The following is a 22,299-nucleotide window of genomic DNA, read 5'->3' on the forward strand; positions in this document are numbered from 1 at the left end:
CACATCCCCTGTAAAAAGCTTCGCAGAGACCATTATTTAACAATAAATAAGCTCTTTGCGGCGGGCAAGATATTTTATCACTCAGCATACTCTTCATCCATACAGTTTCACTATTCGTAATACACGCGAAAAACAATATCCTGCTCGTAATTCCCGAACCCGCGTCCGAACAAGGTTAAACCGCCCCGCCTTCGGGTGGTGTCTTCTGCAGTTAACCTGAAGCTCCACTGGTCCTGCTGCCAGCCTACTTCATCAATGGTGACTGCAGAAATCTGCTGGCCGTCTATGTAAGTTCCCCCTGCATTAATCCTCAGCACCTTCAGCAACCCATACTGGTTCACATCGGAATTCCACCAGGCCGGAGTCAGCCTTCCGCGCTGCACACCGAAATCACCGGGACTGGTCCATTTGCCAAGCGGAATTCCGTTCATCGTAAACGCAATGTCTGAAGGCCATTTCTCATTGACGTGCGGCGCTTCCGAGCCGACCTCCATCGAAATCTCAATCTCCTGTACCGTCTGGTCCATGAACAGATAGTTCGGCACCTTATATTCGGCGTAGCCTTTGGCGAACCAGAGAATTCCGGCATCGACCCGCTCCGGGTCCAGGAAATAACGCGGATCATCATAATATCCGATTAGCTTCTCGGTGGTGGCAATGCCGCAGGTCGGTGAAGCCTGAAGATCGGTATAATGCCCCACCGGCACGGAGACCTCAACCACCTTCCGGGCAATGCCTTTGGCTCCGGACAATTTAATCTGCAGAAAATTAGCGGAAAGCGAGCAGTATTTATACGTGCCGCCATCAATCCGCTTCATTTGGGAGCTGACGATGCCTGCCTTTTGGAGCTTGGACACATGGGAGCTGACAATGGCGCTGCTTAGATACAGCCGGGCAGCGATTTCCTTGATATGCATCTCCCGCACGCTGAGCAGATCAATGATCCGCAGCCGCACTTCACTGGCTAATGCTTCATATACCTTCAGCGATTCGGAATCCGTTGTTAAATACATCCTCTAACCTCCGCACTCTTTGAATTAGCATTTTTATTAATCCTAAATATTTTCATTGCTTAGTAGACGCTGTAATTCGTATGATGGAATCATAATTCAGGATACTAGATTAATATTTTCATTAATCGTAATATGACTTCACTACAAAAGGAGCTTAACACAATGAGCATTCAATCCAAGATGATTGTCGACAAGGACTTCAAGCTGGCCGAGGTAGACCCGAGACTGTACGGATCGTTCATCGAGCATCTGGGCCGGGCCGTTTATGGCGGGATTTATGAGCCGGGACATCCTACCGCAGACGCTAACGGTTTTCGGGGTGATGCCCTGCAGGCCATCCGGGCTCTCCGCGTGCCGATCATCCGTTATCCCGGAGGTAACTTTGTCTCGGGTTATAACTGGGAAGACGGCGTAGGTCCCAAGGAGAGTCGTAAGCGCTCTCTTGAATTAGCCTGGTGGACTACAGAGACGAACCAGATGGGTACCAATGAATTTGCCGATTGGGCCAAGCAGGCCGGTTCAGAGGTCATGATGGCGGTCAATCTGGGCACCCGCGGGATCGATGCCGCAAGAAACCTCGTGGAATACTGCAACCACCCTTCCGGTTCCTACTGGAGCGATTTGCGGATCTCCCACGGGTATCAGGCTCCCCACAATTTCCGCACCTGGTGCCTGGGCAACGAAATGGACGGCCCGTGGCAGATCGGAGCCAAAACAGCCGTCGAATACGGCAGACTCGCGAATGAAACCGCCAAAGCCATGCGCTGGGTTGACCCTACCCTGGAGCTTGTCGCCTGCGGCAGCTCGGGCAGCTCCATGAATACTTTTGCCGAATGGGAAGCAACCGTGCTGGATCTCACTTACGATAACGTAGATTTCCTCTCCCTGCATACCTATTACAACAATAATGATGGAGACACGGCCAATTTCCTGGCACGCTCACTCGATATGGACCAGTTCATCGACAGCGTAGCAGCAGTATGTGATTATATCAAGGCTAAGAAGAAAAGCAAGAAAAAGATTTATCTGTCTCTGGACGAATGGAATGTGTGGAAAACGCAGGGGACCAGCCGCGCGCAGCAGCATTGGGAAATTGCCCCGCCGGAGTTCGAGGATGTCTATAATCTTGAGGATGCACTTGTGGTAGGCTGCTGCCTGATCAGCCTGCTGAAGCATGCGGACCGGGTGAAGATGGCCTGCATTGCCCAGCTGATCAATGTCATTGCCCCTATTATGACTGAGAACGGGGGGCCCCTCTGGCTGCAGACCACGTATTATCCTTACATGCACGCTTCAATCTATGGCCGGGGAACGGTGCTGCACCCGCTGATTACCAGTCCGAAATATGATTCCCGGGATTTCACCGACGTCCCTTATCTGGAAGCGGTCAGTGTATTTAACGAAGAGGTGAACGAGGTTACCGTCTTTGCTGTCAATCGTCATCTGGGCGAAGGCATGGAGCTGACAGTCGATCTGCGCAGCTTCGGTGCCGTTGAGGTGATTCAGCATACCATCCTTGAGCATGAGGATCTCCAAGCGGCGAACACCCGCTCGAACCCGGCGAATGTGCTCCCGCACAACCGCGGAACAGCGACCGCAGACGGCGGACGTGTAAGCGCCCTGCTTCCGGCAGCTTCGTGGAATGTTATCCGGCTGCGTGTCAACGGGTAATACCTTGCATTAATGGTACATGATCCAGGCAACGAACGGTCCGGCAATGGAGCCGACAATGGCGCATACCGTCATGGCCACAGAGCTCATGGACACCGACTGCTCACCGTACTCCAGGGCTTTGGCTGTGCCAAGGGCGTGGGAAGCTGTTCCCAGGCCGATGCCGATGCCGGACTCGCCGCGGATTCTGAACAGCTTAATAATATACGGCCCGCCGATGGCCCCTGTGAATCCGGCGATCATTACGAATACGGAGGTAAGCGAGGAATCCCCGCCGAGATTGCTGGAGATCTGGATGGCTACAGCGGTTGTGATTGACTTGGGCAGGATGGAGAGCACATACAGCTTGGAGAAGCCGAGTCCGGCTGCCAGCAGCAGACCGCTGAACATTCCGACGAGCAGTCCGGTCACCGTTCCGCCAAGGACGGCCGGGAGATTCTTCCACAGTACGTGACGCTGTTTGTACAGCGGATAGGCCAGAGATACAACCGCCGGTCCAAGCAGGCGGTTAATCCAGTCGCCGCCGATCATATAAGTCTCATAAGAGATATGGAAGCCCATGAGCAGCACGACAACAGTGAACGTTGCGGTCAGTGCCGGCAGCAGGACAGGAAGACGGTAGCGTTTGTATAACATGGACATGAAGAGATAGATCAGAACATTCATCAGGACAAACCCAACGGCCAGCAGAATTCTCATGCTTCCTTCCCCTTCCCTTGCAGGCTGTGCGCACGATACGTCCGGCGTGTCAGCCTTTTGGCGCTGCGGCTGGCAATCCACTGGCTGGAATGTGCCGTGACGACCATGGTCAGTACACTGCTGACCACCAGAATGCCAATCAGGAGAAGCCCTCTTCCGCTGAAGATATCCAGATGGTTCATAATGCCTGCGGTTGCCGGGATGAAGAACATGGGAAGATAAGCCAGAATAAAGGATGAGCCGTTCTCGATCAGCTTCACCGGAACAATCTTGAGCAGCAGCAGGACGAATAGCAGCAGCAGCCCTACGATACTGCCCGGAACCGGCAGATGCAGCAGTTTTTGCAAGTAATCTCCGGCCAGGAAGAACATATACAGCAAGCAGACTTCAGCGATAACGCGGATGATTTTCATATTGCAGGAATCCCTTCAATCTTGAAATGGCGGTCACAAGCAGCCTGTTGTTAGTAACAAGCTGACTTATTAAGAGTATCAGAATTTTCAGCAAGTTTTCAAACTTTTTTCGAAGCTTCTATGTATTTTCATAAATCGTCAAAAAAAACAGATGCCGCCCTTATAAGGATGGCATCTGTTTTTAATTGGCTCACACTTCGCCTAAATTGCTGAAGCGGCTGCGTTTAGACCCACTGAATCACCTGCCCGGCCGTTTGACGGGTTTTGCCGCGCGGCTCATTAACCCGGTAACCAAAGGCCGCCATGCAGGCAATTCCGAAATGTGCCGGGTCCATTATCCCTTCCTCTGTAAGCACCTGCTCGATCTTTGCCTTGTCGAAGCCTTCAATCGGACAGGAGTCGATGCCAATCTGCGCCGCAGCAGTCATCATATTCCCCAGAGCCAGATAGGTCTGCCGTGCACCCCATTCAAATATCGCCCGCTCATTGCCTTCCAGTCCGAAATCGGATTTCAGGAACACATCATAGACCTTCCGCTTACCCTCGGCAACCTCCGGCGGCAGACTCTGCACATCCCGCATTATGCCCTGAATATACTCCGAATCTGCAGCCATATCACGCGGCAGTCTTGCGAGAATCAGCATGAAATGGCTTGCTGTCGGCAGCTGCTTCTGTGCACCCCAGGCATAAGGAAGCAGCTTCTCACGGATGTCCATACTCTGGACAATAACGAATTTCCAGGGCTCGAAGCCGAAGGAGCTCGGTGACAGGCGGCCTGTTTCCAGGATGAACCCGAAATCCTCATCGCTGATCTTTCTGCTGCTGTCGAATACCTTGGTAGCGTGTCTGTATGCATAGGCGGCCAGAATTTCCTGCTTGGTTGTTGCGGTTTCTTTTACTGTAGTATCCATTTCACATACTCCCTTTCAGTGTATCCTTCAGGTTGGAATTGACGTTATCCTGCTCACATGCTTATAGTAGTGGATAGATAACCATTCGTGAAGTACGCACATTTTTGTTATGTAGTATACAAAATGATACTTAAGGAGCGTGTTCGGTTATGCGTGACCGTAAAGGCGGTTTCGGAGCTTGTCCGGACGGCCAGGGCGCCGCTTGTCCTGTTGAATTCACCCTCGACGTCATCGGAGGCAAGTGGAAGGGTGTGCTTTTATACCATATGATGGATTCAACGAAACGCTTCAACGAGTTCCGCCGGATCTGTCCCGGCATCACGCAGCGTATGCTGACACTTCAGCTCCGTGAGCTGGAGGAGGATGGCGTGGTTCACCGCGAGGTGTATCATCAGGTTCCGCCGAAGGTTGAATATTCGCTGACCGAATTTGGCCGGACGCTGATTCCGATCATTAAGCTGATGAGGGATTGGGGCACAGAATACCAGGCGAAGCAGCAATCCGCAGACCGCTGCCCTCCTGGAAATGGACATTTAGAGGAAGAAGCATAATGAATCCGGTGCAGCAACCCGCTGCACTTTTTTTGTACCGTTACCTCACGGTTGTTCAAAAAAATTCTCGGCTTTCTGCTTATGCTCCTCCTTCACCTGTCCGGCAATCGCCCGGATGCCTGCGGCAATGACCGCTGCATCATCCGTGAAACCGAGTCCGATCAGCACATCGGGAATCGCGTCAATGGGTGAAATGAAATAGGCCAGCGCGCCGAAGGCTATGCCTTTGGCCCATAACGGGGTTTTGGCATCAATGGCGCAGTAATACATGGCAACCGCATCTTTGGTGAACGGGATTTTGCCCGCCGCTTTCCTCGTTTTGCTCCAGAAGCTCTTCTTCACCAGCTGCTCATTCTTCTGGCTGTATTCGAAATTCTCCACGACCAGTTCCGCGGGAAGCTTGTCTCCATCCTTATTCATCTGCCATTCCCTCCCTTTCCTTAGGCTGCCTTCGCATTCTGACAGCTTAGCACCTTCATTATAACCTTTACACCAATCACCCGCCGCTAATCAGCCTTCCGGTAACTAATCTTTTAACCCAGATGCTCCCGGAAAAAGAGTACCGTCTGCCTGCGCTGGTATTCGCTGACCTCATGCCCGGAGAACGGATAATCCATCATCTGCTTGGGTGACCCGATACGGTTATAGGCAGCATAGATGGTCTCCGGCATGCACACAGTATCCTTCCAGCCTGCGGACATCAGAACTGGTACGGTGAACCGGTGCGCCAGATTAACAATATCGAAATAAGCCAGGTTCTGCAGCACCCGCTCCAGATGCTCCGGATAGCGCTTCAGGTAATCGGCAATCTCTGTGAGAGAGCTGGTTGAATTCAGCACTCCGAAGTCCAGGCGGCAGAGATTCGGAATGTCTGCAGCCACTGCAGCAACCCGGCGGCTCAGTGCCCCGGCCAACAGCGCAATCCCGCCTCCCTGGCTTCCCCCGGTAATGGCAATACGCTCGGGATCAACACCCGGCAGCTGCGCTGCGGTCTCAATGGCACGAACCGTATCTATCGCTACAGCCACATAATAGGAACGTTCCTTCTCCAGCAGCCCCTGGGTGATCCAGCCTCTGACTATACCTTCTTCCTGCGGCAGCAGATTGCCGGTCTCTCCCAGTTGTCCACGCACATCCACCGCGAGTACAGCATAGCCAAGCATTAGAAAGTGAGCATACCGTTCCGGATACCCCCGGTCGCCGGTGTAACCGGGAAACGTAACAATACACGGCAGATCTCCCCGCTCACTTGTGTCAGCAGCAGGCCGGATGTACCAGGCATGGATGGTCGTTTCCCCATAACCTGTATAGCTTACTTTGCTAACCTCCATGCCCGGATATGGAGTTTCTTCAGGGATTATTGTAACATCCAGCGGCAGTTCCTCATCTTCGGCGAGCAGATCATTCCAGAATTCGTCAATCGTTTCCGGGTCCAGCGTAGGCTCTGGACGGCAATTCTCAAGCTCCTGTTTGCGTTGCTCAATAGCATTCATTCATCGGTTCCTCCTGTTTCTCATAAACTTCTTTATCATTGCAAGACACTGTAAGCGCATTTAATATTATAAATATAAATCCATAGAATTCCAAAGGAGATGTTATTCATTCGTTACGGAACCTTGGCACATACAGCGGGCTGCCTGCCGCTCAAAGAATTGACCGCCACTCTACAGACCTACGATATTGACTTCGTACAGCTCGCCCTGGCCAAAGCCATTCAGGATATCGATCTGTCTCCCGGCAAGCTGAGCCCCGGCCTGGCCTCCTATATCGGTGAGCAGTTCGACAAAGCCGGCATCCGCATTGGCGTACTTGGCTGCTATATCAACCCCATTCATCCCGATCCTGCCATCCGGCGGGTAGAGATTGACCGTTTCAAGGAGCATTTGCGTTATGCCCGCCAGTTCGGTGCACCTATGGTCGCTACAGAGACCGGCGCATTGACGACTTTTCAGGAATTCGATCCTTACCGGTATGAAGAAATCGGCTGGGACGCCCTCAAGGCAACGGTCGAGGAGCTGGCAGAGGAAGCCGAGAAATGGGGTGTATTCCTGGCGCTTGAAGGAGTCTGCACCCATACGCTGTCCTCTCCGGCCAAAATGCGCCGTATCCTCGACGAGGTTCCTTCCAGCTCCATCGGTGTGGTACTGGACCCTTGCAACCTGATTGGCGAAGAGGTGCATCTGCAGGATGAGATCGTAGACAGTGCATTCAGCCTGTTCGGCGACCGGATCATTCTGGCCCATCTCAAGGATATCTATAAGGACGGAACCCGGATCCGCCATGGCGCTTCAGGGCAAGGGCTGTTCCACACCACAGAGTTCCTGAACAAGCTGGAGGCACACAAGCCGATGATCGACGTTTCGCTGGAAGAAGTAACTGGCATAGATATTAAGGACACTGTTACCCTGCTGCGCAATCTGCGCCACTAATCATAAGCTGCCAGTTCAGGAGACGTGCTTCATCCTCCTGCAGTGACTTTGGCAGCGCTACAATCCGGCCGGTATGTCAGGGGTGATCCCTCTGCTGTACCGGCCAGTATTTTTTATATACTCCAGCTGTAGCCCTCCATTCCTGAGCCTCACTCCATAACCCCCATTTGCTGCAAATACGCCGTATATCCGGTACTTTTCGCTAACTGCTGAATAAAATAGTATACATACCGCAGGTTCGCAAGCGATTCTCGAGCCAGAAAGGAAGGGATCATACATGAGATTCACTTTCCCCATTCTTACCTTATGCCATGGCGGGGCACAACGCATGCTCGTGGAGCTCACGAATGGTCTTACTGCCAGAGGGCATCAGGTGGTGATCCTCATGCCGCTTGGAGGCGATGTTTCTTATGAAGTCCATTCCACTCTGCTGATTACCGATTATACGCTGCTCCGTGAATCCGATTTCCCGGTCAGCGATATTATCGTTTCGAATTTTTATACAACGGTTCCGGTATCACAGGCTGCAAGCCAGAATGGCAAGGGCATCCATATCCGCCTGTCCCTGTGTTACGAACCGCTGTTTCTGCCGCAGAATGAGGTATCCTTTCCCTCCTATCATACCACCGATAAGCTGATTGTTCTGTCCCAGTGGCAGCAGGAGTTAATTGAGCTTGGTCACGGCATTAGCGGAAGCATTGTGCCTGTAGGGATCAGCTCCTCTTTTCAAAATATGCATATCCGCCACAAGCTTCAGGAGCCGCTGAACATTACCGCCATCCTGCGCAAAGTGGAGAACGGCTTCTCCTGGCACCGTGAACAGGATTATCTGGTGAAGCAGCTTGATATCGTGAAGCATAATGTTCCGGGGGTAAATATCAATTTCATCAGTCCGCCGGATGAGTTCTACAGTTCGGATTCACTGCAAAAAATGAAGGCCAGCGGCAAATACCGCTTTTTCACGCCCCTGAATGATGATGAACTCTGCTATCACTATAACGGGGCCGATATTTTTGTCAGCTCCAGTATTTTCGATACCGGATCTTTGCCGGGCCTTGAGGCCATGCGCTGCGGTGCTGCGCTTGTGTCCGTATACTCGGGAGGGAATCTGGAATATGCCCGCCACGAAGAGAACTGCCTGCTGTCCTACCGGTACGAGAACCGGATTGCGGAGGATGTCATCCGGCTGATTCAGGACCCTGCGCTCCGTGTCCGCCTTGCCTCCCGGGGGGAAGCCGATTCCCGGGCCTGGACCTGGGAGAACAGTGTCAGGATTATGGAGCAGACCGCGCTTGGCTTCCTGACTGGAAATCCAGTAAACACTCCGCCCAAATCAGCGCTTCTGCAAAGACTAGGCGGCTTCAGATTGCGCAGGAAGTAATCCTGCTCCGGACACGGAAATACAGAAACAGGCCCAACTTGGAAGCACATGAGTTGGACCTCTTCTGTATGTCTGCACCCGCTTAAAGTATGCTTCAATTTCCGAAGATAACATCCTGTTTGTCCAGCCGCGTGTCATTCCACACCGCCGCCAGTGTGTCGGGAAAGATCGTTGCCGCAGTAATGTAGTCACCAATCAGCACTGAAGGTATCGGTGAGCTTCCATTCGGATTGGTGGATACATCGGACACTCTCCGGTTCGCGAAGGACAAGCCGCTGTTGATGGATTCAGCCACAAACACATCCAGCAGGAAGCCGTTCAGCCGGTTCGTATAATAGATCACCCGCACCGTTCCATTGGACGGCGAAACGGTGATTGCAGGCGAGAAGTTCTGCGACCCCGGCGGTGCGCCGGTGATACTGACCGGCTGGGACCATAGCAGGCCGTCCGGTGAGCGGGAGAAGAATATATCCGCATAGCCCAGCCGGAAATCATTCCACACCGCATATACGAAACCTCCGAAAGGTCCGGGTGAAATATCTGCTCCAAGGGCCAGATTCGTCTGTACACGGAAGGCATAGTTCGGGACCGGAAGCGGACTAGGTACCGGGACCGTATTCGCCAGAAAGGTAGCTCCCCGGGTTACAGGAGGACTAAACGTGACGCCTCCATCCTGGGAGACCCGGATATAGGCGTATTTCGGGCCTGGCCCGAGCTGGATATATCCCACATATACCTGGCCCGCAAGCCCGACAATCAGAGCCGCCCGTTCCAGGTCGCCTCTTGGATCGGATATGCGCTGCGGCGGCTCCCAGCTCAACCCCTGATCCAGCGAACGCTGGAAGAAGATGGCGGCATTGGTCGCCAAATAATACAGCGGCGTATAGCCCACATAAGCATGACCCCGGTACGGGCTGGAGGGAGAACGGTCGACCGCAAGAAAGGGTTCATCATTATGAACGTATAAGCCATACCCCCGCTGGACGATCACCGGCGGATTGAAGGTCAGCCCATTGTCAAAGGTGGTATACGTTGCGATTGTCCCGTCATTGAACTCATTAAAGAAGTGGACAGCGACGATAAACGTATTCGGAAACGTATAATCAATTGTCGGTGCCTCCGCGCTCATAAATCCCGGAGCCTGCGGCAGAATTGTCGCTGACCAGGTCGCTCCGCCGTCTATGGAACGGTAGAAGCCGGTCAAAGCTGTACCGGTACTGGAATCTACCGCTACCGCACACATAATATTAGGGTCCAGTTCATTAACCGCGATTGAAGGCTCAATATGATTGCCTGGCAGTCCTGCGGTAATATTGACATTCGCCAATAAATATCACCTCACTTCAAGTAGGAATAATGGACAACCGGTCAATGTATGTAAGCTCAGGCTGAAGGATTTGCTCGATGATATTTCCGGCAGCATCTAGTGCAAATACATTCACGATTGTGTTGACTGCACTATAAAAGTTGATCTGTGCTTCGTAATAGTTAGCAGCATTCACCGAATACGTCTGCACAACCAGCTGCTGGGGATCCACTTGAAACAAAGCCTCACCCACTGGTACCCGCGTGAAGCTGCTGCCGATGAAATGAAAGATCTGCAGATTAATATTAATGGCTACGATAATGGAATCATTCAGGCAGGAAATTTGAATCCGGTCGATATGTGACGTTCCGGCGGGCGGATTGTATACCGCTCCCGTTGTATAGGGCATAATTCCCGTACTCCTTCCCGGCTTCTGTCAAGCAGAGCATTCATGATTAGCCTTTCTCTTCTCCTCTCTTAACAACAGGCTGCATATCTCTCCATTTCTATGTATATGTAGACCGTTATTTGTCCAATGAGCAAATATATGTAAGAAGGTTGTGATTGGCTAATGAGGAGGACTGAGAAACCCCTATTTGAGCAGATCAGGCGGTTTCACTGCCCAATCGGACCGAGAATCCTTTATAGGTCCCGTTACGCCGCATTTCGGGCTCCAATGAACAATATAAGCGATTCTCAGTCCGCTTCGACGGCAAGGTTGAGTGATCAGCTAATAAAGCCGGGGAACTCCATCCCCGGCTTTATGCTAAGAAACCGACAGCCCCGAGAACACAAGCGGGCCTATAATGGTCGGCGGATTCATGCTGCTAATCGAGGAGGCAATGAGAGCATATCCATAGTAACCGGCGGGAATACCACTATCAGTGAATTCTAGATGAATGGCTCCATAATTACTCCCGGCCCAGGAGCTGGACCTTGCAGTGAATATCTGTACCGCATTACGAACAATTGTAATGATCAGATCCGAAGTATTGGGACTACTGTTCTGCAGACCAAACGTTGCTTCCAGCAGTACTAAACCGTTAGCGCCGACGGATACCCCGAATTGTCCCAGGACAGTACTGTTTGGCAGACTCATTACGGGAAGAGTGGCGGATTGACTGAAGCTCGACGGGACACTTTTGCCGAAATCAATAATGTTCATTCTCGCTCACACCATGGAAAGGCCCGAGAAATCCACGGGACCAATCAGATTAACAGCATTTTGAACAGAGGAGTTCACAAGTGAGACCGTTAAAGTGTAAGCGAAATACCCTGCCGGAAGACTGGCATCCACATAAGAAAGACTGACCAGATCATATTGCCCGGTGCTAAGCGCCGTGGTCCGGAGTGTGAATACGGGCGCCCCTGCACGCAAAATAGTAAATAACAGGTTGGGACTGCCTAACACGGTTTGCACACCTATAGAAGCATTAAGCAGTACGCTCCCGCCTTGAGCAGTCGCAAGCCCGAACTGGGTGAGCGTATTGCTGGCCGGAGCAGCGAGAACCGGTATAGCAATCGTTTGGCTGAAGCTGGTAAGTGAACTTTTGCTGAAATCAATAATTTGGGTCATCCCCTAACCTCCCAGTTACAAATTCAATCTCGTATATAATATGGTGAATTTAACTTACTGATTGGACTAACACCATTCCGGCACATCATCGGCCCGCATGAAACCATGACATCTATGCATAGTCACTGCTCCATGTATGGTTTACACTAAAGCTATATACACTAGGGTTATCGGAGGTGGGACAATGAACTCGCACGAAGAGCAGAAGGAAGCCACGGGGCTTGAATTTAAATACATGGTCAGCGGAGATTCGATCTCCAAGGGTGTTGTCTATGATGAAGCAAGAAGCAGGTATGTTATTCTGGAGGATAACTACGTGTCCCTGCTGCAGGGCAAGCTTAAGGGAGCTATGCGTAATACCGCCAGATTCGGCAATACGCTGATGAAGGGCTTCGGCAATCTGAAACGCGATGTGCTAAAAGACAAGCCGGATGTGGTACTGATTGAATACGGAGGCAATGACTGCGACTATCACTGGGAAGAAATTGCAAGCAATCCCGAAGCAGAGCATAACCCCAAAACTGATTTCCCGGCGTTCGAGCGGATGCTGCTGGATATGATTGATTACCTGAAGAATCAGGGGATTACGCCTATTCTGATGAGTCTGCCCCCGCTGAATGCGGACAACTATTTCAAATGGGTCAGCGGCAATAATCCGGACACCGAGCTGAACATTATGAAATTCCTCGGCAGCGTCACCAAGATTTACTGGTGGCAGGAGCGGTACAACTCCGCAATCATCAAGGTCGCCGAGAGCACCAAGACCAAGATCATTGATGTCCGGGGCGCATTCCTGCAGCAGCCGGATTACACCAAGTTTATCTGCCGGGACGGAATTCACCCTAACCGGGAGGGGCACCGGATTATCTATGACAAAGTCATGGATTTCATCCGCACAAGCGAGCCCCATCTTCTGCTGGACAACTCAGCGTTGCCGGGACACTGATTACCGGACAAGCGGAATATAGGTTAAGCAAACAACTGAAATTTCAGGGCAGCCCCTGCGGGCTACATACATAGGTGTGTCCCAATCCGCCATAGCCACGTAATGGCGGATTGGGACACACCTTTTCATCTTCACAGGCTATGAACGCCTCCGGTACACTCCCGGTGCAACGCCGTACCGCTCCCGGAATACCCGGTGGAAGTAGGTATAGCTGCCGAAGCCGGTCTCCTCCGCAATACGCTCCAGTGTATAGTTGCTGTTGTCCATCAGCCGAAGCGCCATCGCCAGACGGACCTGCACCGCATACTGCATCACCGAATACCCGAATTGTTCCTTGAACAGGTGAACCGCCCGGGTGACGCTGATTCCTGCGTGGCGGGCCACATCCTCCAGCCGGATGGAGGATGTCGCATGCTCTTCCACATAATTCTTGATCTTCAGTCCCTGCAGGAGTGAAGAGGAGGATGAGGCCGGCGCTTCGGCGATAGCCCGGTCCAGCAGCAGGCACAGTGCCTTGAACAGCGCCTCAAGAATCTCCGGGCTGCCTCCGTCGATCCGCCGCTTTTCCAGAATTAATTGCTGCCAGATGCTATGCAGCTTGCTGTCCTCGGCAATCCTGGACTTCTTAGCCCTCACCTGCTTGTTCCACCACTCATCCACCCATTCACCTGTACACATGACATAGTAGTCTGCGCTGAAGCCCAGCGGACTTTCTTTCTCGCCAATCCGCAGATCGTAGAGCTCGCCGGGACGGAACAGCAGCAGATCACCCGGCATCACCGTGACCATCTCCCCGTCTATCAGAGCTTCACATTCCCCTTCTGCCTGGAGCCTGATGATATAGGTATCCAGCCCTTCCCGGAACAAATGCCAGAACGGCTGGATATGCCGGGAAAATGAGCTGAGATGAATGTCTACACCGGTTGTACCCATCCTGGATCACCCTTCCTTACTCTTGCCTCATGACCAGATCGTTGAGGTTCTTAACCATATTGTTTCTTCAAAGTGCAGCGGAATACCTTCTATAATGAGACTATTCCTACAAACTTTCAGGAGGTAACATAAGTCCTATGAGCACTACAGTCCGCGTGATCCAGACAGCCAAAGAAACCGGTGACCGGTTAACAGAATTACAGCCTCTGTCCTTCCGGCCCGATTCCGAAGAGAAGGAAATGGAGTTAATTAACATTTATGAGGATTTGGAATATCAGGAAATTGAAGGCTTCGGCGGTGCGCTGACGGAAGCCTCTGCAGTCACGCTGGCCAAGCTTAGTCCGGAGAAGCAGCAGGAAATAATCGATGCCTACTTCCATCCGGAGCACGGAATCGGCTACACCCTGTGCAGATCACATATCCAGAGCTGTGACTTCTCAACAGGCAACTATGCTTATGTAGATGGCGTTGACCCGGAGCTGGCTACTTTCAATATCTCCAGAGATCAGGAGTCGATACTTCCGTTAATCAAACGCGCGGCTGACGCTGTGGGCGGGAGCTTCCGGCTGTTCTCCTCCCCATGGAGCCCTCCGGCCTTCATGAAGACGAACGGCGAGATGAATAACGGCGGCAAGCTGAAGCCGGAATACCGGGAAGCCTGGGCTAATCTGTTCGTGAAATACATTCAGGCTTACGCTGAAGCCGGCATCGATATCTGGGCGGTCAGTGTGCAGAATGAAGCCAAAGCCAAGCAGATCTGGGATTCCTGCATTTATACCGCTGAAGAAGAGAAGGATTTCGTACGCGATTATCTCGGTCCTGCCCTGGAAGCAGCCGGCCTCAGCCATGTCAAAATCATGATCTGGGATCATAATAAAGAACGGGTCTATGACCGGGCGAAGACCGCTTTCAATGATCAGGAGGCGGCAAAATATATCTGGGGCATCTGCTTCCACTGGTATTCCGGTGATCATTTCGAAGCCTTGAGCGCTGTACATGAGCGTTTTCCTGACAAAAAGCTGTTCTTCAGCGAAGGCTGCCAGGAGGGCGGCGTACACCTCGGCTCCTGGAACACCGGTGAACGTTACGGCCATGATATCATCGGCAACCTGAACAACTGGATGTCCAGCTGGACGGACTGGAATATCGTCCTTGATGAGCAGGGCGGCCCGAATCATGTAGGCAACTTCTGCGATGCACCGATTATCGGCGATACCCTGAAGGATGAAGTAATCTATGAGAGCTCGTTCTATTACATCGGGCATTTCAGCAAGTATATCCGTCCGGGCGCCGTCCGTGTAGGCACCTCCAGATATACCGACAAATTCGAAACTACGGCGTTCCGCAATACAGACGGCACTTATGCCGTAGTCGTACTTAACCGCACGGACAGCGGGCTTCCATACACCCTGCATTTCCGGGATCAGCTGGCGGAGGGTTCAATTCCGGCCCATGCGATTCAAACCCTGCTGTTCCAATAAAAAACACATAAAGGCGCTCCCAAGCTACGGCTTGAGGAGCGCCTTTATTCATTTGGCCGGTCTGCATTTATTCGCCGCTTCTGTACCGCTGTCAAGTAACCCTGCTATTCCTTCTTCTCCCCGGCGGTCTCCTGCGGCTGAAGCGAAACATATTTGTCCCCCAGGAGCTTCTGGAAGTAGGTCCGGTTATACAGCATACTGGGATGACTGGGAAGGTGACGCAGTGCCGTTTCATTGAACATATTAGCCCGTTCATGCTGGCCCAGCCGGTCGTAGCAGAGCGCAAGCTGCAGATTCGGAATCCAGGTGGCGAAGGCTTCATTCTTCACGCCCATAGACTCTGTCTGCCGCGGCAGCATAACAGCGAGCTCATACCAGTAGATAGCCGGGTGAAGCTGTCCCTGCTCCACGTGCCAGGCACCGAGCCGGCAGCAGAACTCGGCACGCGGGGAATCGTACTGCAGCGTCCGGGTGATCGCAGCGAATGCCGCTTCCTTGTCACCCATCCGCTCCCGGCATTCGCCAAGCCGCAGGCAGGCCTGAATGTTATCTTCAATCCAGCCTTGCCCTCCGTTCAGGAACAGCTCGTAATATTGGCAGGCTTCTCCGTGATTTCCATGATCGCGCAGCTCATTGGCATAATAATATTGATCGCGCGGAGAGAAGGCTTCCCCCTCAGCCACCCGCTTGCGATAGATCCGCAAGTTGCGGTCGGTATACGCTTTGTCTTTCTCATGGGTAATACAGACGTCACTGCTGTAAGAAGGGCCGTATACCTCGAGGTATTCATGCACCGGGCCGATCCATTTGAACCCGCAGGACCGGCGGACCAGCCGATTGCGCCGCAGGGACGTAACGACCTTCCCCTCCCCGTCAAAAGCAAGATTATACTGCATGTTCACACTGTCCACATTCTCCGGCAGGGCGTGCTTCAGCTCCCTGAGCCGCGCATGATCCTCATCCTTCAGATAATCATCCGCATCCAACCAGAAGATGTATTCCTTGGTCGCCTTACTGAAGGCGAAATTGCGGGCAGCAGAGAAATCTTCGATCCAGGTAAAATCATATATCACCGCTCCGAAGGTTTCCGCAATCTCCTTGGTTCTGTCCGTCGAGCCTGTATCCACAATGATAATCTCATCCGCAATCGCTCCAATGGAAGTAAGGCAGCGTGGCAGGCTCTTCTCTTCATTGCGGACAATCATGCATAAGCTGATTTCTATCATGGCAGCCTCCTAATCGTTATCCTCTTATATAAATATGCAGCCCCCTCCAATTGGAACTCCCGTTCCTACCCAATCTGCCGCCCTTAATGCCCCCTATATAATTTTATTCAGCACAAAAGAAACTTTCCGGAGGATGCAGAGGTCAATACAGTAGAGAGAAAAGGGAGGGACCGTATGTACGGTGCAACGAAGGATTCCAATACTATGAACGCCGCCGCGTTAAAGACACTTATGGAAGACTATGGCGAGGATGTATGGAACTATGCCTACTACCTGGCCCGCAGCAGAAGCGCTGCTGATGATATCTCCCAGGAGACCTTCATCCGGGCTTATAAATACAGGGATACTTTTCGCGGTGAAGCTTCAGTCAGAACCTGGCTACTGCGGATTACCCGCAACCGCTGGCTGTCCTACCGCAGCAGCAGCTTCATCCGGCGGGTAACCTTACAAGCTCACGCTGGCAGATCCGGCTCAAGCCCATCCGCTGAAGAGGTGTTTTTGCAGCAATCCTTGAGCAGTGAGGTGTGGAAGGTAGTCCTGCAGCTGCCTCGTAACGCCAGGGAGGTTCTTATGCTCTATGCCCACTACGGACTCAGCATGGAGGAATTGGCCGGAATGCTGGGGATATCCTTATCTGCAGCCAAATCCAGACTGCACCGCGCAAGGCAGCAAGCCAATGAATACTGGGAAAAGGAAAAGGAGTTGAACAGATCATGAGCAAATTACCGGAGGAATGGGAACAGCAGTTGAAGGAGAAGCCTTTTGAGGGCATGAATTTCACTCCGCAAATGCAGAAGAAGGTAGAGCAGCGTCTGGGAGGGTATCAGCCCAAGCGCAAGCGTTATAAGATTCTTGCTTACGCAGCGGTACTGCTGCCGGTCATGGCCATGCTGCTATGGTTCGGTTACAGCGGCCTGGAACCCGGCAAGCTTGCCGGCCGGATAACTCCCCTGGTATCGGAAGCTCCCCCGCCCCGGGAAACCGGAGCTGCGGATTTCTCCCCCGCTCCCACCGGCAATAGCCAAAGCGTTCCAAGCAATGATTATGCGGTTGGCATCCGCAGCATTTATAATGCTGAAGTCCCTTTCCCTTCTGTTGAAGACAAAAGGGCTGAAGTATCGATCCCGCTGACTGCCATCCTTTCAGTTCCCGTTCTGGATGACGGTAACAGTCCTGCACATGTCACTCCGCCCCCGTTGCCCAGAATGACCTTCCCGCTGCCGGCCGGCATGGAAGACAAGCTGCAGGCGGCCCTCATCTTCCAGGGCGATACCGGCAGTGCTTATATCCTGCTGGCCCCTGCCGGCTGGAAAGCTTCGGCCGTTACCGGAGCCAACGGCTCCCTTGGGGCGACATTTGAGGACCCGGAAAATCCGGGGCAAACTTTGCAATATACCGATAATGCCTGGGGCTGTCAGGGCTGTGCAGTCGGCAGCATCGGGACCTATTTCCCCGGCAAGACAGAATGGGCGGATGAGTATGGATTGACCATTATTCCTCCTGCGTTCACCGAACAGTATATGGCGGGAACCAGAGGAGCGGATGCACGCACTGTGCGGTATTCTCTGCCCGCGGAAGCCAGGGGGTATGAAACAGCCGGAACGGCCTACTATGATGAAGGCGAATGGGGGTATCTGTTCCGCAAGCTGGAGATGACCACCTCTTCAGCCTTTGACGGGCAGGATGTGATTGACAGCATCCAGGGATTTTTTGCAGCCAATCATGGCCCGTTCCTCCTTCCTGCAGTGCAGAATCCGGAATCTGCCGCAGGCAGTGCAGAGTATACTACGCAGTCTCTCTACCTGGCGCTGGAACAGCGGGGCATGCAGCTCAGTCTCGTCCCGGATACCACAGAGCTCATGTTCAACAAGCAGCTGGCCGGCGTCTGGCCTGAAGAGCTGCTGATTGATAAGACCGATACACCGGCCCGGCCGGACCGGTTGTCCGTCTATACCTATGCTGACAGCCTGGAATGTGCCGAAGGTCTGGCTGCGTTGAAGCTGGAAATTAACCGTACGACAAATGATGGAGGAGCTCGGATATACCCTCATGTCTTCAGGGGAGGGAAATTCCTTGTGGTGTATTGGATGGGCGGGGACAGTGCGGAGCCCTACGTTTATGACAAGGCCATCAAGCTGGCGCTGCGCAGCCTCGAAGGCAGCTCCGCCTCTGAAACGGACTGAGATTCCGTTTATTTGCTCCCGCATCACTTATCCCGGCTGCACACATAGGTTATTCTCAATTCTTATCTTTGAAAATAGTACTGTCATGCGGACAGCTAGAGTGTTTTTTGTTATAATGTCGTAGAGCAAGTGGAAACGGCGTTGCCGTCCTTTTAAAGGACGGTACCGTTTCAGCGAGAAATAGAAGGATAAGTTATCGTGTGAAACATATAAACGCTTATATTTTTAAAAAGTTGCACCCAAAACAGGCTCCATACCATTCATATACAAAAAGGGGACGTTACCTTTGTCAAAAATCATCAAAACCTTAACCATTGCCGGCAGTGACTCCAGCGGAGGCGCAGGCATTCAGGCTGACCTCAAAACCTTTGAGGAATACGGCACCTATGGCTTCAGCGCACTGACTACAATCGTTACCATGGACCCCGACCGGGGCTGGCACCATAATGTATATCCGATCGATGCCGGAATCGTTGCAGAGCAGCTCAAAACGATCTTCGCCGGCGGTCCCGTAGACGCGATGAAGACCGGTATGCTGGGCAGCGTGGAGATTGTGCAAGTTACCGAGCAGGCAATCAAGAACAATCTGCAGACCAATGTAGTTATCGACCCGGTGATGGTCTGCAAAGGCGAAGATGAAGTGCTGAATCCGGAGAGCGCCAATGCGATCCGCGATCTGCTGCTGCCTCTGGCTACTGTAGCGACACCGAACCTGTTCGAAGCAGGTGTCCTCTCCGGACTGGGCAGGCTGACTACTCTTGAAGAGATGAAAGAAGCGGCCCGCCTGATTCATCAGCTCGGCACCAAGAATGTTGTCGTCAAAGGCGGCAAGGCACTGGGCGGAGATATGGCGATCGATATCTTCTTCGACGGCAGCGAATATGTCGTTCTGGAGACGGCCAAGATCGAACCCGCCCACAATCACGGAGCCGGCTGCACCTTCGCTGCCGCTATTACCGGCGGCCTGGCTAACGGTTTGTCGGTGAAGGAAGCCGTAGTGAAAGCGAAGGACTTCGTGTCCGCAGCCATCCGCAACGGTTATGCCTTCAACCAGTATGTCGGCCCAGTATTCCACGGCGGCTACCGTCTGGAGAACTAGGAACAGCCAGTCTGCCGGATAACGGCGCAGCAGCAAAAAACCTCTCTTCAGGAATGGGTGTGAACATCCATTGGAAGAGAGGTTTTTTTGTTATTTTCAGAGATGCTGATCTTTGTATTCTATTTACTTCGCGGCTTGTTCCTCCGCAATATGCTTCACAAACTCAATCGTCTTATCCTTATTGTCTTCGCCAAGCACACCAATAATGATCGATTTCACATTGTAGTCAATGGGCAGCGCAGAGATAAACGGAGAATCCATAATATTCACACCATACAGCTCTCGCTTGCCGGTATCTTCATTCGTTCCCCATCTCATACGTGTATCGTCAGCAGCCAGCTTGCCGTCCGCCGTAATGGGTTCGAGATTCTGGAATCCGGCCTGTCCGCCGATCCACTCGATGGTCGCATCATCCATAATGACGATATCCGGCCGGTTGGCCGCCAGCTCGACCACAGCCTTCTGCATATGGTTCATATCCAGCGTATCAGCACCTTCTCCGGTCTTGGGCAGATACACAATGGTCGCCTCTACCCGCTTCCACTGCGGATAAGCGTCAATGACCGCTTGTTCCAATGCCGCTGTATCCCCGCTGCTGTCCTTGGCCCCGAAATTACCCACGAACATAATGGTCGCATCCACCGGCGGCAGCGAAGCAAGATACTGTCTGTGCTGATAGTTATCGTACAGTGCCTTCCCGCCAAAAATGAGCACAAGCACTGCGACGATGGACAGGATAACATGCGTTTTGTAGAGCCGCATAAAGCGTTCCCATTTGCTTGCAGTCCCGGAGAACCGCCCGTATTTGGCTAGACGCTGGTCTTCAGCTTCCTGAATCTCCTGCTCGTCCCAAGTATCCAGAATAAGCTTGTACGCCTGGAAATCCGCTTCATAGTCCGCTATTTCTTCATCCGTAGAAAGGGTCCGTCTGCGCTTCAGGAGCAAATCGAACCGTTTGTTCAATTCCTCTCTGGTTACGGTTTCAGTTAATCCTAGCCGCGCGTACGCTTGCTTCAAGTTATCGTTCACATTCAGTTCTCCTTTGATATGTATGATGCCATAATTCTATTTTAACAGACTTCGCCCTGTATTCTCCACTCTGGCTATAGATGCTCAGAACAGGCCCGGCGTCTCCATCAGCAGGAACTCCGTTTCGCTGTCCCCATAACGGTTGATGAAGCTCTGCCCGGGCAGGAAACCCGCCTTCTTATACAAGGCAATAGCCCGGAGATTAAAGGCCGCAACCGACAACCGGAACCGCTTCGCGTCATAGGTCCCCTGTGCAAACTTCATACCCGCCTGCAGAAAAACAAGCCCTTTTCCAGCACCGGTCAGGTCCGGCCTTAATCCCAGTCCGATATCAAGCGCTGTACCATCCAGATAATATCCCAGCTCTACCCCTCTTCCCACCTGGGCATTCCTCCCGTAACAGAAGAATCCGGCCAATTCCCCTTCCGCAGTGCGTACGCCGAAGTAGGAGCCGTCCATCAGCTCTTCGACATCCTCCGTTCCAGCAGAATCATCCAGCATATTGTACAGAGAATATGGCGGTTCGTATTTCCAGTTCAGAATCTCTCTGGCTGCCGGCTCATCCATTAACCGGATCTGATAACCGCTGTATAGGTCGCTGCTCATAGTTTAACGCCTCCTGTTTCCTGTTTCCTGAATTCTGTGGGCGCAAGCCCGGCATGCTTCTTGAATTGCCTGGAGAAATAGAACAGATCGCCGAAGCCGAGCTGGTCGGCAATCTCGCTGACTGAACCGGAGGTGGCTGCCAGCAGGTCTTTCGCTTTTTCAATCTTTTGCCGGGTGATGTACTGGATGGGGGGCACGCCGATCTGCTGCTTGAACAGGCGTATGAAATAGTTAGGGTGCATATGCACAATTTCGGCAAGGTCATGAATGGTAATATTGTGTTCGATATTCGCGGCGATGTAATCCAGAACGGCTGTCAGCTTCCGGGCGGAGCCCAGATTCTTATAAGAGATTTCATCCAGCCTGAGGTTCATGATGTAATAGGAGATCAGCTCCAGCAGCTTGCTCTTGGCCAGCAGCGGGGCATATACAGCGTCCGATTGGGCACTCCCGGTAATCCCTTTGAACGCCGCCTCGACAGCAGCAGGATTCTCCGGAATGCATACATGGCTCATCTCCAGGATACGGAACAGATTAATCTCTCCGACCTTGGCGCTAAAATGACACCAGTATTTGAGAAAAGGGCGTTCGCTGATGCATGAGTAGGACTGCTTCACACCCTCAGGCATCAGGATCAGCTCCCCCGGCTGCGGATAATATTCCTTATCCCCGATCTTCAGCCAACCTTCACCGCCGCAGATGTAATAGAACTTGCTGTAGTCCGGAGTGTAGTCCAGATCCCTCCACTGTGTGGTGCACTGGTTATAGTCCGCCATGAGCAGGTCGACCTTCAGATTGGATAAGTAGCTGGTGAGCAATGCGTGATGATCCATCGTTCAGACCGCC

At 52.5% G+C, this 22,299-nt stretch carries 24 protein-coding genes; 9 read left to right on the forward strand and 15 right to left on the reverse strand.

What is annotated here, in order from left to right; all coding sequences use genetic code 11:
• Positions 1 to 110: 110 nt before the first annotated feature.
• Positions 111 to 1,013 carry an ArsR/SmtB family transcription factor gene (locus tag NSU14_RS17995; protein ID WP_340946574.1) on the reverse strand — a complete coding sequence of 301 codons (903 nt, stop codon included), beginning with the start codon at positions 1,011 to 1,013 and terminating at the stop codon, positions 111 to 113.
• Between the two features lie 162 nt (positions 1,014 to 1,175).
• Here NSU14_RS17995 and arfA point away from each other — a divergent pair, with 162 nt between their 5' ends.
• A complete protein-coding gene (gene arfA, locus NSU14_RS18000; protein WP_336103026.1) occupies positions 1,176 to 2,684 on the forward strand; it encodes an arabinosylfuranosidase ArfA in 1,509 nt (502 codons plus the stop codon).
• A 9-nt stretch (positions 2,685 to 2,693) separates the two neighbouring features.
• Here arfA and NSU14_RS18005 read toward each other — a convergent pair whose 3' ends face one another.
• The 3 genes from NSU14_RS18005 to NSU14_RS18015 all read right to left on the reverse strand — a co-directional run bounded on the left by NSU14_RS18005 (position 2,694) and on the right by NSU14_RS18015 (position 4,707).
• Positions 2,694 to 3,383, reverse strand: coding sequence for an LrgB family protein (locus NSU14_RS18005; RefSeq protein WP_039297246.1), 690 nt, complete (start codon positions 3,381 to 3,383; stop codon positions 2,694 to 2,696).
• Complete coding sequence (locus NSU14_RS18010) at positions 3,380 to 3,796, reverse strand: CidA/LrgA family protein (RefSeq protein WP_340946577.1); 417 nt, start codon at positions 3,794 to 3,796, stop codon at positions 3,380 to 3,382. The genes NSU14_RS18005 and NSU14_RS18010 overlap by 4 nt, the downstream gene beginning before the upstream one ends.
• 224 nt (positions 3,797 to 4,020) lie before the next feature.
• The gene (locus tag NSU14_RS18015) at positions 4,021 to 4,707 is read right to left on the reverse strand and encodes an NAD(P)H-dependent oxidoreductase (RefSeq protein ID WP_336103024.1); all 687 of its coding nucleotides are present in this window, start codon (positions 4,705 to 4,707) and stop codon (positions 4,021 to 4,023) included.
• A gap of 149 nt (positions 4,708 to 4,856) precedes the next feature.
• Here NSU14_RS18015 and NSU14_RS18020 point away from each other — a divergent pair, with 149 nt between their 5' ends.
• Entirely contained in the window at positions 4,857 to 5,258 is a 402-nt protein-coding gene (locus NSU14_RS18020; RefSeq protein ID WP_076246647.1) for a winged helix-turn-helix transcriptional regulator, read from the forward strand.
• 45 nt (positions 5,259 to 5,303) lie between these two features.
• Here NSU14_RS18020 and NSU14_RS18025 read toward each other — a convergent pair whose 3' ends face one another.
• Entirely contained in the window at positions 5,304 to 5,678 is a 375-nt protein-coding gene (locus tag NSU14_RS18025) for a YkvA family protein (protein WP_340946580.1), read from the reverse strand.
• A gap of 113 nt (positions 5,679 to 5,791) precedes the next feature.
• Entirely contained in the window at positions 5,792 to 6,751 is a 960-nt protein-coding gene (locus NSU14_RS18030; protein ID WP_076246649.1) for an acetylxylan esterase, read from the reverse strand.
• A 123-nt stretch (positions 6,752 to 6,874) separates the two neighbouring features.
• Between NSU14_RS18030 and NSU14_RS18035 the strand changes: the two genes are divergently transcribed.
• Both NSU14_RS18035 and NSU14_RS18040 read left to right on the forward strand, forming a co-directional pair.
• A complete protein-coding gene (locus tag NSU14_RS18035; protein ID WP_256703975.1) occupies positions 6,875 to 7,687 on the forward strand; it encodes a sugar phosphate isomerase/epimerase family protein in 813 nt (270 codons plus the stop codon).
• Between the two features lie 277 nt (positions 7,688 to 7,964).
• Positions 7,965 to 9,068 (forward strand): glycosyltransferase family 4 protein, encoded by a 1,104-nt coding sequence (locus NSU14_RS18040; protein ID WP_063779794.1) that lies wholly within the window; start codon positions 7,965 to 7,967, stop codon positions 9,066 to 9,068.
• A gap of 94 nt (positions 9,069 to 9,162) precedes the next feature.
• Here NSU14_RS18040 and NSU14_RS18045 read toward each other — a convergent pair whose 3' ends face one another.
• The 4 genes from NSU14_RS18045 to NSU14_RS18060 all read right to left on the reverse strand — a co-directional run bounded on the left by NSU14_RS18045 (position 9,163) and on the right by NSU14_RS18060 (position 11,950).
• Positions 9,163 to 10,395: an exo-alpha-sialidase gene (locus NSU14_RS18045; protein ID WP_340946583.1), complete on the reverse strand. Its 1,233-nt coding sequence runs from the start codon at positions 10,393 to 10,395 to the stop codon at positions 9,163 to 9,165.
• A 16-nt stretch (positions 10,396 to 10,411) separates the two neighbouring features.
• Positions 10,412 to 10,783: a hypothetical protein gene (locus NSU14_RS18050; RefSeq protein ID WP_042136087.1), complete on the reverse strand. Its 372-nt coding sequence runs from the start codon at positions 10,781 to 10,783 to the stop codon at positions 10,412 to 10,414.
• Positions 10,784 to 11,140: 357 nt separating this feature from the next.
• Positions 11,141 to 11,539: a hypothetical protein gene (locus tag NSU14_RS18055; RefSeq protein WP_042136085.1), complete on the reverse strand. Its 399-nt coding sequence runs from the start codon at positions 11,537 to 11,539 to the stop codon at positions 11,141 to 11,143.
• A 6-nt stretch (positions 11,540 to 11,545) separates the two neighbouring features.
• Entirely contained in the window at positions 11,546 to 11,950 is a 405-nt protein-coding gene (locus NSU14_RS18060) for a hypothetical protein (protein WP_042136084.1), read from the reverse strand.
• A 184-nt stretch (positions 11,951 to 12,134) separates the two neighbouring features.
• Between NSU14_RS18060 and NSU14_RS18065 the strand changes: the two genes are divergently transcribed.
• A complete protein-coding gene (locus NSU14_RS18065; protein WP_340946586.1) occupies positions 12,135 to 12,896 on the forward strand; it encodes an SGNH/GDSL hydrolase family protein in 762 nt (253 codons plus the stop codon).
• Positions 12,897 to 13,034: 138 nt separating this feature from the next.
• On the opposite strand, the gene NSU14_RS18070 is transcribed toward NSU14_RS18065, so the two are convergent.
• Positions 13,035 to 13,829: an AraC family transcriptional regulator gene (locus NSU14_RS18070; protein ID WP_171719718.1), complete on the reverse strand. Its 795-nt coding sequence runs from the start codon at positions 13,827 to 13,829 to the stop codon at positions 13,035 to 13,037.
• Between the two features lie 137 nt (positions 13,830 to 13,966).
• Between NSU14_RS18070 and NSU14_RS18075 the strand changes: the two genes are divergently transcribed.
• A complete protein-coding gene (locus NSU14_RS18075; RefSeq protein ID WP_340946589.1) occupies positions 13,967 to 15,310 on the forward strand; it encodes a glycoside hydrolase family 30 protein in 1,344 nt (447 codons plus the stop codon).
• Positions 15,311 to 15,414: 104 nt separating this feature from the next.
• On the opposite strand, the gene NSU14_RS18080 is transcribed toward NSU14_RS18075, so the two are convergent.
• The gene (locus NSU14_RS18080; protein ID WP_340946591.1) at positions 15,415 to 16,536 is read right to left on the reverse strand and encodes a glycosyltransferase family 2 protein; all 1,122 of its coding nucleotides are present in this window, start codon (positions 16,534 to 16,536) and stop codon (positions 15,415 to 15,417) included.
• A gap of 174 nt (positions 16,537 to 16,710) precedes the next feature.
• Here NSU14_RS18080 and NSU14_RS18085 point away from each other — a divergent pair, with 174 nt between their 5' ends.
• The 3 genes from NSU14_RS18085 (at position 16,711) to thiD (ending at position 19,818) form a co-directional block, all read left to right on the forward strand.
• Positions 16,711 to 17,253: an RNA polymerase sigma factor gene (locus NSU14_RS18085; protein WP_171719715.1), complete on the forward strand. Its 543-nt coding sequence runs from the start codon at positions 16,711 to 16,713 to the stop codon at positions 17,251 to 17,253.
• Positions 17,250 to 18,719: a DUF4850 domain-containing protein gene (locus NSU14_RS18090; RefSeq protein ID WP_340946594.1), complete on the forward strand. Its 1,470-nt coding sequence runs from the start codon at positions 17,250 to 17,252 to the stop codon at positions 18,717 to 18,719. The genes NSU14_RS18085 and NSU14_RS18090 overlap by 4 nt, the downstream gene beginning before the upstream one ends.
• Positions 18,720 to 19,005: 286 nt before the next feature.
• Positions 19,006 to 19,818 carry a bifunctional hydroxymethylpyrimidine kinase/phosphomethylpyrimidine kinase gene (thiD, locus tag NSU14_RS18095; protein ID WP_336103764.1) on the forward strand — a complete coding sequence of 271 codons (813 nt, stop codon included), beginning with the start codon at positions 19,006 to 19,008 and terminating at the stop codon, positions 19,816 to 19,818.
• A 123-nt stretch (positions 19,819 to 19,941) separates the two neighbouring features.
• Here thiD and NSU14_RS18100 read toward each other — a convergent pair whose 3' ends face one another.
• From NSU14_RS18100 to NSU14_RS18110, 3 genes are all read right to left on the reverse strand, one after another.
• Positions 19,942 to 20,847 (reverse strand): hypothetical protein, encoded by a 906-nt coding sequence (locus tag NSU14_RS18100; protein WP_042136074.1) that lies wholly within the window; start codon positions 20,845 to 20,847, stop codon positions 19,942 to 19,944.
• A gap of 84 nt (positions 20,848 to 20,931) precedes the next feature.
• A complete protein-coding gene (locus NSU14_RS18105) occupies positions 20,932 to 21,453 on the reverse strand; it encodes a GNAT family N-acetyltransferase (protein WP_340946597.1) in 522 nt (173 codons plus the stop codon).
• Positions 21,450 to 22,286, reverse strand: a complete 837-nt coding sequence (locus NSU14_RS18110; protein WP_340946599.1) for an AraC family transcriptional regulator — start codon at positions 22,284 to 22,286, stop codon at positions 21,450 to 21,452. The genes NSU14_RS18105 and NSU14_RS18110 overlap by 4 nt, the downstream gene beginning before the upstream one ends.
• Positions 22,287 to 22,299: the final 13 nt, after the last annotated feature.

This window comes from Paenibacillus sp. FSL R10-2771, from assembly GCF_038000205.1.
GTDB classification, from domain to species: Bacteria; Bacillota; Bacilli; order Paenibacillales; family Paenibacillaceae; genus Paenibacillus_AQ; species Paenibacillus_AQ phytohabitans.

Coding starts and splice junctions, on each gene's coding strand:
- NSU14_RS17995 (WP_340946574.1), bottom strand. CDS start 1,013: ATGTATTTAACAACGGATTCCGAATCGCTGAAGGTATATGAAGCATTA.
- arfA (WP_336103026.1), top strand. CDS start 1,176: ATGAGCATTCAATCCAAGATGATTGTCGACAAGGACTTCAAGCTGGCC.
- NSU14_RS18005 (WP_039297246.1), bottom strand. CDS start 3,383: ATGAGAATTCTGCTGGCCGTTGGGTTTGTCCTGATGAATGTTCTGATC.
- NSU14_RS18010 (WP_340946577.1), bottom strand. CDS start 3,796: ATGAAAATCATCCGCGTTATCGCTGAAGTCTGCTTGCTGTATATGTTC.
- NSU14_RS18015 (WP_336103024.1), bottom strand. CDS start 4,707: ATGGATACTACAGTAAAAGAAACCGCAACAACCAAGCAGGAAATTCTG.
- NSU14_RS18020 (WP_076246647.1), top strand. CDS start 4,857: ATGCGTGACCGTAAAGGCGGTTTCGGAGCTTGTCCGGACGGCCAGGGC.
- NSU14_RS18025 (WP_340946580.1), bottom strand. CDS start 5,678: ATGAATAAGGATGGAGACAAGCTTCCCGCGGAACTGGTCGTGGAGAAT.
- NSU14_RS18030 (WP_076246649.1), bottom strand. CDS start 6,751: ATGAATGCTATTGAGCAACGCAAACAGGAGCTTGAGAATTGCCGTCCA.
- NSU14_RS18040 (WP_063779794.1), top strand. CDS start 7,965: ATGAGATTCACTTTCCCCATTCTTACCTTATGCCATGGCGGGGCACAA.
- NSU14_RS18050 (WP_042136087.1), bottom strand. CDS start 10,783: ATGCCCTATACAACGGGAGCGGTATACAATCCGCCCGCCGGAACGTCA.
- NSU14_RS18055 (WP_042136085.1), bottom strand. CDS start 11,539: ATGAACATTATTGATTTCGGCAAAAGTGTCCCGTCGAGCTTCAGTCAA.
- NSU14_RS18060 (WP_042136084.1), bottom strand. CDS start 11,950: ATGACCCAAATTATTGATTTCAGCAAAAGTTCACTTACCAGCTTCAGC.
- NSU14_RS18065 (WP_340946586.1), top strand. CDS start 12,135: ATGAACTCGCACGAAGAGCAGAAGGAAGCCACGGGGCTTGAATTTAAA.
- NSU14_RS18070 (WP_171719718.1), bottom strand. CDS start 13,829: ATGGGTACAACCGGTGTAGACATTCATCTCAGCTCATTTTCCCGGCAT.
- NSU14_RS18075 (WP_340946589.1), top strand. CDS start 13,967: ATGAGCACTACAGTCCGCGTGATCCAGACAGCCAAAGAAACCGGTGAC.
- NSU14_RS18080 (WP_340946591.1), bottom strand. CDS start 16,536: ATGATAGAAATCAGCTTATGCATGATTGTCCGCAATGAAGAGAAGAGC.
- NSU14_RS18085 (WP_171719715.1), top strand. CDS start 16,711: ATGTACGGTGCAACGAAGGATTCCAATACTATGAACGCCGCCGCGTTA.
- NSU14_RS18090 (WP_340946594.1), top strand. CDS start 17,250: ATGAGCAAATTACCGGAGGAATGGGAACAGCAGTTGAAGGAGAAGCCT.
- NSU14_RS18105 (WP_340946597.1), bottom strand. CDS start 21,453: ATGAGCAGCGACCTATACAGCGGTTATCAGATCCGGTTAATGGATGAG.
- NSU14_RS18110 (WP_340946599.1), bottom strand. CDS start 22,286: ATGGATCATCACGCATTGCTCACCAGCTACTTATCCAATCTGAAGGTC.